The following is a 14475-nucleotide window of genomic DNA, read 5'->3' as shown; positions in this document are numbered from 1 at the left end:
AAAGACAATAAACGGTTATGTGATGAACACACAGGATGGACACGAATCAGTCGGCGCGTTTTTAAAACGTGAAAGAGAGGCGAAAAATCTTTCCCTGAAAGATGTCGCGACCTCTATCAATGTGCGTGCGGGACAGCTTGAAGCCATTGAAAGCGGCAATATCGCTGAATTGCCGGGCATGGTTTATGCCATCGGTTTCGTGCGCAGCTATGCTGTGCAGCTGGGGCTGGACGGCGACGAGATTGCCCGGCTGTTTAAAGAGGAACATGCCGCTTCCGCCCCCAAACAGGCGGAGCTGAACATCTCCCCTCCGCCACGTGACACGCATCTGCCGTCACATTTCATTCTGGCGGCATCAGGCGTGGGGCTGGTTCTTATTCTGGCACTGTGGTTCCTTTTCTCCGGCGGCGATGAGGAAACAGGCGCTGAAAAAATGGTTCCGGATGTTCCCGCACAAATGCAGGCGGGTTATGACGATACCGGTATTTTGCAAAATGCCGAGATAAGTATCACCTCAACAGATACACCGGACGGCACGCATGACCTTCTCGCTGCCGAAACGGATATCGCCGCGCAAACAACCGCAATAACGGAAGAAACAACAGAGGACGCCGCTGTAACAGCCGCAACTGACAGCATGGCTGAAACGGAAACCGCCCCGACAGATATTATTCCGGTCGAGGAACGGCAGGCTCCCATTCCGCCGCCTGTCACACAGCGCAGCCAGCGCATTATCTCCGATATCCAGACCGGAGAAAGCTTTGGCAACAGGCGCGGCAACAGCCGTATCGTTCTGATTGCCCGCGATTCCAGCTGGGTGCAGGTGCGCGACGGCAGCGGCCAGACCCTGTTCCAGCAGGTTTTACGCCCCGGGCAAAGTTATTACGTCCCGCGCGGCGAGAATACCAAGCTGGCGACAGCGAATGCAGGCGGCATTGATGTCTATGTCGACGGCAAGAAAATGCCGCCTTTCGGTAAAAAAGGCGACATTATTCGCGGTATCTCTCTGGATGCCGATGAAATCCTCAAACGTCATACGGGACGATAGCCAATGTCCTCACAATCTTTTCACCGCAAGCTGGAACAGGTTCTGGCGCGGCATCAGGAACTGACCGCGCTGATGTCCGAGGGCACGGCTTCGTCAGAGGAATTCGTCAGCATGTCGCGCGAATATGCCGAACTGTCCCCCATTGCCGAAAAAATCGAAAGCTATCAATCCGCCGCCGGAGAAGCGGCTGATCTGGAAGGTATGATTGCCGATCCCGGCATGGATAAAGACATGCGCGACATGGCAGAAGAAGAGCTTTACGCTCTGCAAAAAAAGTTGCCCGATCTGGAACATGATATCCGCATCGCCCTGCTGCCCAAAGACGAGGCCGATGCCAAAAACGCCATTTTGGAAATCCGCGCCGGAACAGGCGGCGATGAAGCCGCACTTTTCGCCAGCGACCTGTTTGATATGTATCGCGGCTATGCCGGTCTGCGTGGCTGGCGTTTTGAAATTATGGAAGCGTCGGAAAGCGATATCGGCGGTTATAAGGAAGTCATTGTTTCGATTACCGGCACCAATGTTTTTGCACGGTTGAAATTTGAATCGGGCGTTCACCGTGTCCAGCGTGTGCCGAAAACGGAAAGCGGCGGGCGCATCCACACATCCGCCGCAACCGTTGCCGTTCTTCCCGAAGCGGAAGAGGTTGATGTCGATATCAATGAAAATGATTTGCGGATTGACGTGTTCCGCGCTTCGGGACCCGGCGGACAATCCGTCAACACCACCGATAGCGCCGTGCGCATCACCCATATTCCGACAGGAATCGTTGTCAGCCAGCAGGATGAAAAATCCCAGCACAAAAACCGTGCCAAAGCGATGACAATTCTGCGCGCACGGATTTACGAAGCCGAGCGGCAGAAACAAGCCGATGCACGTGCTGCAGACCGTAAAAGTCAGGTCGGCAGCGGCGACCGTTCCGAACGCATTCGTACTTATAACTTTCCGCAAGGGCGCGTCACCGACCACCGCGTTAATCTGACACTGTATAAGCTGGATAAGGTCTTAACCGGGGAAGCGCTGGACGAGATTATTGATGTGCTGGTATCCGAAGATCAGGCCGCATTGCTGTCCGAAACCTAAAACCGCACCCTTGTTACCCCCTGAACCACAGGATTTATTGTGCGCGCAGCTCGATATAAGCCGAAGCGCGCAGATCGCGCAGATAATGTTCCTGCAAACGGCCAAGACGTTCCATACCCAGACGGTTGGCGACCTCGTCACGCATCGCCTCATCTTTCTCTGACAAAGATGCCACAGCCTGTGCGGCAGGCGAAGGTGCGGATTTTGTAACCTCTGCAGTTTTTGCCGCCGCTCCTTCGCGGGCGCAGACCATCAACACGCCGATTCCGTCACGGTGACGGATCGGATCGCTTACTTTTCCGATGGGAAGGTCAGCCACCATCGCCGCAATCTGCGGCGGCAGGGCGCTTAAAGGAATCGTTCCGATATCCCCTGTTGCCGGAGCAAGGAAATGTTTGGATTTTTCCGCCATATCGGCACAACCGCTGATTTCCTGTACCAGCTGGCGGGCGCGGGCGGTTTTGGCCACAATCACGGCCTCGGGCTCATCTTCCGCAATCGGAATAACAATCTGTTTCAGCGTGACGCGCATTTCGGAATCCGTCCCTGCCGCAGCGCTTTCCGTTGCCGCAGAATCAGGCGCGACAGCCGGAGCGGTGCTATCTGTATCCGCATCATATTTATCAATCAGCAACACAATCGCTACACCGCCATCCACTTGCAAGGGCGGCGCCAGCTGGCCTTTTGCCAATTGCAACACGGCATCACGGTATTCCGCAGGCAATTGCTGTTCATCCATCCAGCCCAGATCGCCGCCGCGGCCGGAGGTGGCGCTTTGCGAATAACGCTGTGCAACCGCCGGGAAAGGTGCGCCTTGCTGTAAATGCCCGACAACTTCCTTAATACTGCCGTTCAAAACCTCATCATCCTCACCTTTCAGGACGATCTCCGCAATCCGGTATTGATGGCGGGTTTTCTGATGTTCAATCCGTTGGAAAGTCGCATCAATTTCCGTTTCGGAAATATTGATCTGCGGGCGCAGTTTACGCTGTACCACATATGACCATGCGATTTCCGCACGCACCTGATCTTCCAGCGTTGACATCGGAACCCCTGTCGCTTTTAAACGGGCACGGAATTCCTGCGGGTCAAAGCCGTTATTTTTGGCGACCTGATCAATCCCTTCATTGACCTGCTGCTGTGTGATACTGATATCAAGACGTGCGGCTTCCTGCATTTGCAGGGTTTCATTAATCAGCGCATCAAGGCTTTGCTTTTCGATCTGCTGCTGGATTTCCGGCGTCAGTTCACCGCGGAAACCCGTCATATTCAGACGGATACGGTTGCGCATATCGCTGTAAGACACCACGGAATCATTCACAACCGCGACAATACCTTCACGTTGCAGAGAGGCCTTTGCCGCATGAGGCAGGACGGTGAAACAAATGAATGCGAAAAACGCCAGAAAAACAGGACGTATCAGCTGCATGAATATACTCTTTCCTTTGCAAAAACTCTGTTCCCGTTTATAACACGAATACAAGAAAACACAAAAAAGAAAGACAGGCTCCGCCTATGACGCCCGCTGCCCGTATCGACACCGTTATCTCCCTTCTGGGCGAGATTTTTGCCTCTGACCGTCCTGCTGACGGCGTGATCTCGGCTTTTTTCCGCAATCACCGCTATATCGGCGGCGGTGACCGCCGCGATATTACCCACCGGCTGTACCGTATCCTGCGTCATTATCACCGCCTGTCTGCACATCTTCCCGCGCCCGAGCCGCGGCTGTTCGTGATTGCCGAAATGGCGCTGCTGTCCAAGGAAAAACCCGGCGATTTCTTCGGAGAGCCGGATAACAAATATGCCCCCGCCCCGCTGTCGGAGCATGAAAAACAGCTGTACCGGATGCTGGAAGGCCAGCCGATTTTCACAAAAGGCCAGCCCGAACATATTGCGCTGGAATGCCCGCAATGGGCGGCCGATACGCTCAAGAAAACTCTGGGCGACAAATTTCATGCCGTCATGGAAGCCATGCTGGAGGAAGCGCCGCTGGATTTGCGCGTCAATACGCTGAAAACCGACCGCGCGACCTTGAAAGCCGCATTGGAAAAAGCACTGCCGCGCGGCATTGAAGAAACACCCTATTCCCCCTGGGGACTGCGTATTGCAGGGCGTCGTCCTGCTTTGGGGCAGATGAAACTGTTTCAGGACGGGCTTTTCGAGATACAAGATGAAGGCTCGCAATTGATTGCGCTGGCCGCAGCGCCGAAGCCCGGTATGCGGGTATTGGATATCTGCGCAGGTGCGGGCGGGAAAACGCTGGCAATGGGTGCTTTGATGGAAAATAAAGGCAGTATCACCGCCGCCGATATTTCCGAAGGCCGGTTGAAACGCGCAAAGCAGCGCTTTAAACGTGCCGGAATGTTCAATACCACGCTGCTGCCGCTAAGCAGTGAAAACGACAAAATCTTAAAACGGAAGCGCGGCACATTTGATATCGTGCTGGTGGATGCCCCCTGTACGGGAACAGGGACATGGCGGCGCGACCCGGATAAAAAATGGCGCAATATCGGCCCGAACCTGTCATCTCTGCTGGAAACACAGGCGCGCATTCTGGACAGTGCCGCCAAACAGGTAAAGCCGGGCGGCAAGCTGGTTTATGCCACCTGCTCGCTGCTATTTGAGGAAAACGAAGCGCAATTCGCCGCATTCCTTGAAAAACACCCTGATTTCACGCAAACCGATCTGTCAAAAATGCCGGAACTGGCACATATTCCTTTAAGCGGTGCGGCGATGCGGCTGCTGCCCTCCGAACACAAGACAGACGGCTTTTTCTGTGCTATAGCTGTGCGCAAAGAAGACGCAAAAGAAGATAAAAAGGATCATAAGCCAGAATGACGTTAAAAGTCGCCATTATCGGACGCCCGAATGTCGGAAAATCGACATTGTTTAACCGCATGACGGGCAAAAAACTGTCGATTGTCGATGATACGCCGGGCATCACGCGTGACTGGCGCGAATCCGATTGTGAATTCATGGGGCTGAAATTCCGCGTTGTCGATACGGCAGGGCTGGAAGAGAATTTTGATAACAGCATCGAAGGCCGGATGCGTAAAAGCACTGAAAATGCGCTGAAACATGCCGATTTTGTGCTGTTTATGATTGATGCCCGTGCGGGCGTAACGCCGCTGGATACGCATTTCGCAGGCTGGCTGCGCCGTCAGAATATGCCTTGTGCCCTGATCGCCAATAAATGCGAAAGCCGCCGCGGCGACGAAGGCCTTTACGAAGCTTATGAGCTGGGCCTGGGCGAACCCGTCCCGATTTCCGCCGAACATGGCGTCGGCTTCACCGATCTTGCCTCGCTTTTGGCGCCGCTGGTAAAAAAAGCGGACGAAGAGGCGGCAGCAAAGGCCGCCGAAGAAGAGGAGGAAAATGCCGCAGCGCAGGATGCGGAAAACGCCTATATTCCTTATGAGGAAGGCAGCGGTACAGGTTTTGGCGATGAAGAGGAAAGCCCGGAAGAGCTGGAAGCCGCATTGGAAAAACCGATTAAACTGGCCATTGTCGGCCGTCCGAATGCCGGAAAATCAACTTTGATGAATGCGCTTTTAAAAGAAGAACGCTCGATGACGGGGGCGGAACCCGGTATTACCCGCGATGCCGTCAGCGCCGATTGGGTCTATAATGACCGCCCGTTTCGTCTGGTCGATACGGCAGGCATCCGCAAAAAAGCCAAAATCACCGATAAAATCGAAAAATACGCGGTGGATGACAGTTTCCGCGCTATTCGTCTGGCACAGGTTGTCGTGCTGATGCTGGAACCCGATAAGCTGTTTGAGCGTCAGGATTTATCCATTGCCGCGCATGTGGTCGAAGAAGGCCGCGCACTGGTGATCGCCATCAATAAATGGGATGCGGCAGAGGAAAAAACCGAAGTGCTGGAACATGCCGCCTATAAGCTGGAAACATCGCTGCCGCAAATCAAGGATGTGCCGATTGTCACGATCTCCGCCCTGAACGGACGCGGTATGGATAAATTGATGGATACCGTTCTGGAAGCCTACCATGTCTGGAACAAACGTGTACCGACAGGCGGCTTAAACCGCTGGCTGGCCTATATGGAGGGCCGCCACCCGCCACCGATGGTACAAAGACGCCCGAACCGTTTACGCTATATGACGCAGGTCAAATCACGCCCACCGACCTTCGCATTATGGCTGTCGCGTCCAAAAGATTTGCCCGACAGTTATCAGCGTTACCTGATTTCAGGATTGCGCGAATCTTTCGACATCCCCGGAACACCGATACGGCTGATGCTGCGCACCACCAAAAATCCGTATGTGCATTAAAATCAGACGACGGCCTGCATTTCCGCCGCGCAAATTTGCAATGCCGTTTTGATGCCTTGTTCCAGCATCTCCGGCGTCATCAGATAGGGAGAGGCCTTCTCCATCGCGCAATATTGCAGAATATCCCGCTCCGCCGTTGTGAAGGGAATGTGGATAAAACCCGATAAGCTTTTGCTGTTGCGACGACGGATTTCATAAGCCGTCACATAAGAGGCAAAATTGCACAGATAGGTACCGGCATCTTCGGAGATTACACAAGGAATGTCGTTTTGCAGCAGCGCTTGTTTTACTTTTTCCAGCGGCAATGTCGCTTTCAGCCGCGCCGCGCCGTCTGCCGCCACATCACCGCAATCACCTTCTTCAGCCTCTTCTATCCTGATCTGCTGTGCAGGGTCTTTCGGGAAAACCAGATTTTTCGCAAATTTTTCCAGCCGGATCGCGGAAGATGACACCGCCAGCCCCAGATGTACAACAACATCGGGCGGATCATCATCAAAAAAGCCCTGAATGATTTTGCGGGTTTCATCGTAATCCATCGGCAGTACGGCATAATCCGTGCGGCAATTCTCAAACGGTCGCCAGTTTTCGGTTTGCAATTTTCGGACAAGAATTTCCGACGGATTGCGCCGCACCGTCAAAAAGGCAGGAAAACCTGTGACAAGCAGCCGCATCACAGCCATCACATATGGATGGGTTTATCAAAGGCTGCGAAAGCCGCTTCCTTCACAACCTCGTTCAAAGTCGGATGTGCGTGACAGGTGCGGGCGATATCTTCCGCACTGCCGCCGAATTCCATCGCCAGCACCACTTCGGCGATCAGCGTTCCCGCTTCCGCGCCAATGATGTGACAGCCAAGAACCTTATCGGTTTTCGCATCGGTCAGGATTTTGACAAAGCCTTCGCTTTTATTCATCGCGCGGGCGCGGCCATTGGCCATGAAAGGGAATTTACCGGATTTGTATTTGATACCGGCCTCTTTCAACTGCTCTTCGGTTTTGCCGACTTCGGCAACTTCCGGCGCGGTATAAACCACCCCCGGAATGCAATCGTAATTAATATGTGCGGTTTTGCCTGCCAGAATTTCAGCCAGCGCCATGCCCTCATCTTCGGCTTTATGCGCCAGCATCGCGCCGCGGATGGCATCACCAATGGCATAGATGCCTTTGACATTGGTTTCGAAATGATCATTCACATCAACCTGTCCGCGTTCCGTCATCTTCACGCCCGCTTCTTTCAGACCGAGCCCCTCCGTATGCGGGCGGCGCCCGATCGAGACCAGAACAGCGTCAAAGTCAGCCGTTTCGGCTTTGCCGCCTTTGGCGGGTTCCATCGTCAATGTGACTTTCTTGCCCGCTTTTTTCGCAGCGGTGACTTTTGTTCCCAGCTTGAAGGACATGCCCTGTTTTTTCAAAATCAGCTGCATCTGTTTGGAAATTTCGTTATCCATCGGCGGCAGAATTTTATCCAGAAATTCGATGACGGTCACTTCCGCACCCAGCCTGCGCCAGACCGTTCCCATTTCAAGCCCGATCACACCGCCGCCGATGACGGCGAGCTTTTTCGGCACGGCATCAAATACCAGCGCCCCCGTCGAGGAGACGATCTGTTTTTCATCAATCTCGATCCCCGGCAATGGCGTGACTTCCGAACCCGTCGCGATCACAATCGCCTTGGTTTTTAAAACCGTCGGCTTGCCTTTTCCTTCGGTTACTTCAACCTTGCCTGCATCAAGAATTTTTCCTGTGCCTTTGACATGATCGACCTTGTTTTTCTTGAACAGGAAGCCGATGCCTTGCGTGTTGTCTTTCACCACCGCATCTTTATGCGCCATCATGGTTTTCAAATCCAGCTTCGGTGCGGAAACAGTGATACCGAGTTTTTTAAAATCATGCCCCGCTTCCTCGAAACGCTCGGATGTGTGCAATAGCGCTTTGGAAGGGATACAGCCGACATTCAGACAGGTACCACCCAGCGCCTGTTTTTCAACACAGGCTACGGAAAGCCCCAGCTGTGCCGCCCGAATAGCGCAAACATAACCGCCCGGTCCCGCCCCGATTACCACAACATCATAGCTTTTGTCAGACATCCGCATTTCCTCTTTTTCTTTTACTCTTTGTATTTATAGTATTTTTTTCTGAGATAGGCGAACATGCCGATTCCGCCGAACAGACCGCCTATATGCGCCGTCCATGCGACATTGTCAACACTGCCGAAACCGATGCCGCCAAAAACCAGCGAGATCAGAACCCAGATACCGATCATCCAGTACATGCTTTTCCGGCTGGCGCCGGGCTGGTTGCCCATGATGATAATCACCGCACCGAACAAACCGCTAAGCCCCCCTGATGCGCCGATCAGCGGCGCGGGTGAAAAAGGATAAAAGGCCATATGCGTAAACGCCCCGACCAGACCCGCGGCAATAAAAATCATCATCATATGCTTCACGCCCATCAGGCGCTCCAGCATGGTTCCGAATACCAGCGTCATACCGGTATTGACGAAAAGATGCGTCCAGCCGACATGCAGAAACATATGCGTTACAGGTGCGATAAACGCCCATATATCAAAAGGCATGTCACCCGTGTAACGGGCCGGCACAAAAGCCAGAGCGTAATAAATTTTGAATTTCATGTCCGCCGACAGCAGCAGCGATGCCGCATGAATGCCGATCAGTACCAAAGACAGTATTTTCACCGCCGGCGGCAGATTCAGCATCGGTTCGTAAGGTTGTTTCGGTGGCGGCGGTTGCTCTTTCAGCTGTTTTTCCTTGTAATATTGCTGGCGATCGCGCATCGAAGACGGAAACGGTGTGACATTATCATCACCGGCACCGTTTTTTTTACCTTTACCGCTTTTTTTATCCTGCTCCGACATTACTTGTCTTTATCCGTATTTTGGTCTATTCAAGACAATAAGATAACAAGTTTCAGAAGAAAAGGAAGGGAAAGAAATGGCACAGGAAAAAATCAAAAATATCCTGGTATTGGGGCTGGGGCGTGTCGGTGTACTGGTTGCAACACTTTTGCATGAAACCGGTTATAAGGTCACGGGCGCAGATGCCGCGCTGTCCGAAGACTTTCCCTTTGACGCAAAAGAGCTGGATGTTTCCAATCCCGCAAAGTTGCAGGCGCTGATGAAAGACAATGATGCTGTTGTTTCCTGCCTGCCGTTTTTCCTGAATAAAGATATCGCCCGTCTGGCGGTTGAAGAAGGTCTGCATTATTTTGACCTGACGGAAGATGTCCCGACCACGCAATATATTCTGGAACTGGCAAAAGATGCCAAAACCGTGCTGGCACCGCAATGCGGTCTTGCCCCCGGCTTCATCGGGATTGTCGGTGCCTATCTGGCGCGCGATTTCAAAAAAATCCGCCATATGAAACTGCGCGTCGGCGCCTTGCCCCAGCACCCGACAGGGCATCTGGGCTATGCCTTTAACTGGTCACCCGAAGGTGTTATCAACGAATATCTGAATGATTGTGAAGTCATAGAACGCGGCCAGAAAAAACTGGTATCACCGCTGGAATGGCTGGAAAAAATCTTCATTAACGGGCAGGAGCTGGAAGCCTTCACCACATCGGGCGGGCTTGGCACAATGTGCGATACTTATATCGACCGTGTTGAAAATCTGGATTACAAAAGCATCCGTTACCCCGGTCATGCCAAGATGATGAATTTCCTGCTGCATGAGCTGTTCATGCGTGAAAACCTGCAGGAAACCGCTAAAGTCCTGTCCCATGCAAAACCGCCGGTTTCCGAAGACATCGTTTATGTCCATGCCTCGGTCGAAGGCTGGAGCAAGCATGACAAGCTGCTGCGTGAAGAATTCATCAACGGCTATCTGCCCAAAGTCATTAACGGACGGCAATGGCGCGCTATTTCATGGACAACGGCAGCCTCGGTCTGTTCGGTTATTGAAATGGTGGATACCGGCAAGCTTGCCGGCCGCGGATTTATCCGTCAGGAAGATATTCCCTTTGATGAATTTCTGGAAACGCGCAACGGCCAGCTTTATAAAAAGCGCGGCCCGGCAGATACCAGTATTGAAGATATTGATATCAAATATGCCGCAACGAATGAGAGTATGAGCGCATGAGCGCATAAAACCTGTCGCAAGCCCTATTCACATAAAGCTTGCACAGAAGTTTTGTTTTCCCTGTATCCGGATTTATGCTAGGCTTCCTGTGACCTTAAACCATTTGCAGGAAGATATGCGGAAAGACGGTACGCCATGAAAACCGAGCGCCCTGCCTCCCATTTGCAGAGCCTGAAGGATATTTTCCCCGGAAAAACCTCCGGTGAATTCCGCGCTGCTATGTCGCAACTGAAAAAAGACGTCAAAGCCTTCCGCGACAACTATGCGGAAGGCATTGCCGATCTTGACGGGCAGGGCCTTCTAACCGCTTTTCAGCAGTATGAATCCATTTTGTCACAGGCCGGAGCCCTGCATTCCTATGTTGATCTGCGCCATATCACCGTCGAGAAAAACGATGACTGGGCGCGCAAAACACAAAAAAAACTGAATGACGCCGCACGCGACACGCTGTTTTTCAAAAGCGAGATTGCCGCCTTTCCGGAATTCGAACTTCTTGACCGCATGGCGGAAGAGCCGAAACTGGCCGCCTATACGCCCTGGCTGCGCCTGCACCGTTCCTATAGCGGTACGGTTTATGAAGAAGATGTCGAATGCTATCTGCATGATCAGGCGCATAAGCACCCTGATTTGAAAGATATCTGGGCCAAACTTGCCGCCCCCGTTACGGAAGATAATGCTGCACCGCTTTTGCAGGCTTTGCGTGAAGAAAGTGATGCAGAGAAACGCAGCAAAATTTTTGCAAATTTTGCTGCCGAGACGGAAGAAGATGTCGAAACGCTGATGCAACTTCTCAGCAACCGTATGCGCAGCACTGGTGCTGCCGCCGCCATCCGCGGCTTTGATACGCCGGAAAAGGCTTTTACCGCGCAAAGCCAGACTCCCGAGGATGTGCCGCATAAAATGATGAAGGCCCTCACCGGAAAGCTGCCGCAAATTGCCGCAAAATTTTACAAACGCAAGGCGCAGCAAGCGGGTGTACCGCGCCTGCACCCCGCCGACCTGCTGCATATTCCCGTACCGGAAACCAAGGAAGAAGCGTGGGAGAAAACCGCCCTGCCCGCGCTGGAAAAGCTCTTCCCGAAAAATGACGGCACACTGAAAGTTCTGGATGGACAAAACAGCGGCAGCGGAACACCGCTGCGCCCGATGAAGCTGTTTATCATGCCCGATGACCGCCCGTCCTATCTGTGCCTTGACGGTACACCCGCAACGCTGGAACGTATGGCGCTGACGGCACACGGCATTGGACGCGATATCCAGCGAGATCATGCCGCCAAAAACAATACGCCGCTGACGGCAAAACCGCTGCCCGGTTTTGAAACGCTGGCCGGACATGCGGCGGAATTCGCCGCGCTGGATGCGCTGATCGATGCCGCAAATGATCCCGCTGAAAAACGCGACCTGATTGCCTATCAGATTGAGCGCAGCCTTTTAACGCTCTCGCTTTCCGCCGCCGTCACCGCATGTGACCGCGCCTTAAACGATTTATCGGAAAAACAGGGTACAGTCTCCGTTGATGAAGCGAAAAAACTTTGGAAAGCCTCGCTGCAAAATGCTTTTGGTCCTGCCGTCGATTATGATGCACCGGGTCTGGATATGCTGTGGGTCGAAGCGCCCTATATGCTGTCCGATACAGCTGACGCTTTGCAGGATATGTTCGGTTTGACGCTTGCCGCCAAGCTGATGCATGACCGCAAAGACAGCAGCGATCCGGCGGCGGAGAATAAAAAATTCGCCGATTTTCTGGCCGCAGGTTCCTCCAAACAGGGGAAACCGCTTCTGAAAACGCTGGGAATTGATATCACGGATGAGCAAACATGGCAGGACGGTGTCAGCCTGCTGGAGAAGCGTCTGGAGCAATTGACCGCGCTGGACAAGCAGTTGGCGGCAGACAAATCGGTACAAAAGCCCGCTGCACAAAAGAAAAAAGGAGGGCCGTCCGCATGAAACCACAACGCCATGACCGCCTGTCCCGTATTTTTGCAAAACGCCGTAGCGCGGAGGGCAATGACGCACCGGAGAACACCAAAAAAACAGCAGAGAATGATGCCGGGCGCGGCGCCAATGGTAAAAACGGCCGCTGGAATTTAAAAAATCTTTATCCCGGCCTGCGCTCCCGCGCTTTGAAAAATGATCAGGCTTTTGTCGAAGAAAAACTGGCTGAATTTCTAGATGCTTATGAAGGTGTTGATGTTAATGACATGCCCGGCGCAGAACTGGCCGAAGCCCTTGCCGCTTATGAGGTCATCAATAACCGCAAAATGAAAATCTATGCCTATGGCGAATTGCTGATTTCCGACAATGCCGCGAATTTTGAAAAGATCAAACCGCTGCAAAGCTGGGTCGGCGGTATTGACCAGCAGCTTGAAGACTTTCTTGACCAGCTGGCGGATATGAGCGAGGAAAAACTGCTGTTCAAACTCGGCGCCCCCGCCATGTCAAAATACGCGCCCTGGCTGGCGCAGCTGCGCGGCGGCACGCCCACCCGTGAATTATCTGCGGACATCCAGACGCTGAGCGGTGTTTTTGATTCCATCCATACCGAAGGGCTGTCCGCCTATTATCAGAAACATGTCATCGCGCTGGAAGAAAAGGTCGCCGCGGTGGAAAAAGACACGCCTGAGGAAACCCGTCAGGCGCAGGCCGATCTGATGAAACAGCATAGCAAACGCTTTGCCACCGTCCTCAGCACCGTGATTAAAACACAGGATATCGACCGCGAATGGCTGGGGCATGACCGCCATGACCAGAACTTTCTTGACCGTAACAAACTGGATGCGGATACCGCCGATATGCTGCGCGAGACCGTGAAAAAATCCTATATCTCGCTGTCGCACCGCTATTACAAATGGCTGGCTGACCAGCATGGTGTGGATGTACTGCCATCCAGCCGCCTCTCCGACCCTGTGCCGGGTCAGACGGAACTGGAAGATCTGGAATATCCGTGGGAGCAGGCCGAGCCGGAAATCCTTTCCGCCTTCCGCAAATTTTCGCCGAAATTCGCAAATATCGCCAAAGAATATTTCGAGGGCGGCTATATTGATGCCGCGCCGCATAAAGGCAAAGCGGCAAGTGATTTCACCCTGCCGACGGGACCGGATGGACACCCTTATATCCTGACCAATTTCAATGAAGATATTATCAGCCTTGTCGTACTGGCGCATGAGCTGGGACACGGCATTCATATGGTGCTGGCGGAAGAAGCCCAGGGCGGGCTTTTATCCGACACGCCGGAAACCATGGCGGAAATCGCCAGCGTCTTTTCCGAGATGCTGATGTTCGATTATCTGCGCGGCAAAACCAAAGACCCCGATGTCGAAAGAAAACTGCTACAGCACCAGATCGAGGGGCTGCTGGAAAGCGGTATGCTGCAAATGGCTTATTTCGATTTCGAAAAACGCGTCTATGAAAGCGCACAAACCGGCGCGCCTGATGCGGAAGAAATCAGCGATATCTGGGTGGATGTCTTGCAGGAATATTACGGCCCGTCCGTCGAAATCGACGACTACCAGCGTTATTCCTGGTGCATGGTGCCGCATTTCTTCGAACCGCCGTCTTTCTATGTCTTTTCCTACAGCTTTGCGCAAGGCATGGCCAACAGCCTTTACAAACTGTATCAGGAAACCGATGACAAGCCGCAATTTATCGAAGATTACACCAATCTGCTGAAAGCGGGTATGAGCGCCGACCTAAAAGAACTGCTGCAACCGCTCGGCCTTGACCATACATCGCAGGAATTCTGGACAAAAGGGCTGGAACTGATTGAGGATTATCTGAATATTCTTGAAAGCGGCACCCCCTCCGCCATTCCGACCTCCGCACCTTCCATTGCGGATATTCTGGGAACGACTGTTCCGGGATTGGCAGATAAAAAAAATCTCGACAATTCCGCCCGCGGCGGCGATAACAATAAGAAAAGCTTCCGCTTTAGACCATAAAAGACAAAACGGCGACAA

The 14475-nt window shown here is 53.0% G+C and carries 11 protein-coding genes; 7 read left to right on the top strand and 4 right to left on the bottom strand.

The features are described from left to right. Positions 1–22 precede the first annotated feature (22 nt). Together HND56_02325 and prfA are read left to right on the top strand one after the other, a co-directional pair. Positions 23–1048, top strand: coding sequence for a helix-turn-helix domain-containing protein (locus HND56_02325; GenBank protein ID QKK04592.1), 1026 nt, complete (start codon positions 23–25; stop codon positions 1046–1048). A gap of 3 nt (positions 1049–1051) precedes the next feature. Next, a complete protein-coding gene (gene prfA, locus HND56_02320; protein ID QKK04591.1) occupies positions 1052–2131 on the top strand; it encodes a peptide chain release factor 1 in 1080 nt (359 codons plus the stop codon). Positions 2132–2165: 34 nt separating this feature from the next. Here prfA and HND56_02315 read toward each other — a convergent pair whose 3' ends face one another. Further along, complete coding sequence (locus HND56_02315; protein ID QKK04590.1) at positions 2166–3560, bottom strand: hypothetical protein; 1395 nt, start codon at positions 3558–3560, stop codon at positions 2166–2168. A gap of 86 nt (positions 3561–3646) precedes the next feature. On the opposite strand from HND56_02315, the gene HND56_02310 reads away from it, so the two are divergent. Together HND56_02310 and der are read left to right on the top strand one after the other, a co-directional pair. Continuing rightward, complete coding sequence (locus tag HND56_02310) at positions 3647–4969, top strand: RsmB/NOP family class I SAM-dependent RNA methyltransferase (protein QKK04589.1); 1323 nt, start codon at positions 3647–3649, stop codon at positions 4967–4969. Next, positions 4966–6423, top strand: coding sequence for a ribosome biogenesis GTPase Der (der, locus tag HND56_02305; protein ID QKK04588.1), 1458 nt, complete (start codon positions 4966–4968; stop codon positions 6421–6423). The genes HND56_02310 and der overlap by 4 nt, the downstream gene beginning before the upstream one ends. A 2-nt stretch (positions 6424–6425) precedes the next feature. Here der and HND56_02300 read toward each other — a convergent pair whose 3' ends face one another. The 3 genes from HND56_02300 to HND56_02290 are packed head-to-tail and all read right to left on the bottom strand — an operon-like array spanning position 6426 to position 9297. Continuing rightward, positions 6426–7103 (bottom strand): hypothetical protein, encoded by a 678-nt coding sequence (locus tag HND56_02300; GenBank protein QKK04587.1) that lies wholly within the window; start codon positions 7101–7103, stop codon positions 6426–6428. Continuing rightward, positions 7103–8509 carry a dihydrolipoyl dehydrogenase gene (locus HND56_02295; protein QKK04586.1) on the bottom strand — a complete coding sequence of 469 codons (1407 nt, stop codon included), beginning with the start codon at positions 8507–8509 and terminating at the stop codon, positions 7103–7105. The genes HND56_02300 and HND56_02295 overlap by 1 nt, the downstream gene beginning before the upstream one ends. A gap of 20 nt (positions 8510–8529) precedes the next feature. Continuing rightward, a complete protein-coding gene (locus HND56_02290; GenBank protein ID QKK04585.1) occupies positions 8530–9297 on the bottom strand; it encodes a rhomboid family intramembrane serine protease in 768 nt (255 codons plus the stop codon). A 76-nt stretch (positions 9298–9373) separates the two neighbouring features. On the opposite strand from HND56_02290, the gene HND56_02285 reads away from it, so the two are divergent. From HND56_02285 to HND56_02275, 3 genes are all read left to right on the top strand, one after another. Then, complete coding sequence (locus HND56_02285; protein ID QKK04584.1) at positions 9374–10519, top strand: L-lysine dehydrogenase; 1146 nt, start codon at positions 9374–9376, stop codon at positions 10517–10519. 135 nt (positions 10520–10654) lie between these two features. Then, a complete protein-coding gene (locus tag HND56_02280) occupies positions 10655–12466 on the top strand; it encodes a M3 family oligoendopeptidase (protein QKK04583.1) in 1812 nt (603 codons plus the stop codon). Beyond that, a complete protein-coding gene (locus HND56_02275) occupies positions 12463–14457 on the top strand; it encodes a hypothetical protein (protein QKK04582.1) in 1995 nt (664 codons plus the stop codon). Before HND56_02280 ends, HND56_02275 begins: the two co-directional genes overlap by 4 nt. Positions 14458–14475: the final 18 nt, after the last annotated feature.

The organism is Pseudomonadota bacterium, assembly GCA_013285465.1.
In the GTDB taxonomy this organism is placed as follows: Bacteria; Pseudomonadota; Alphaproteobacteria; order Micavibrionales; family CSBR16-224; genus CSBR16-224.
This window is presented reverse-complemented; position numbering and strand designations above follow the sequence as displayed.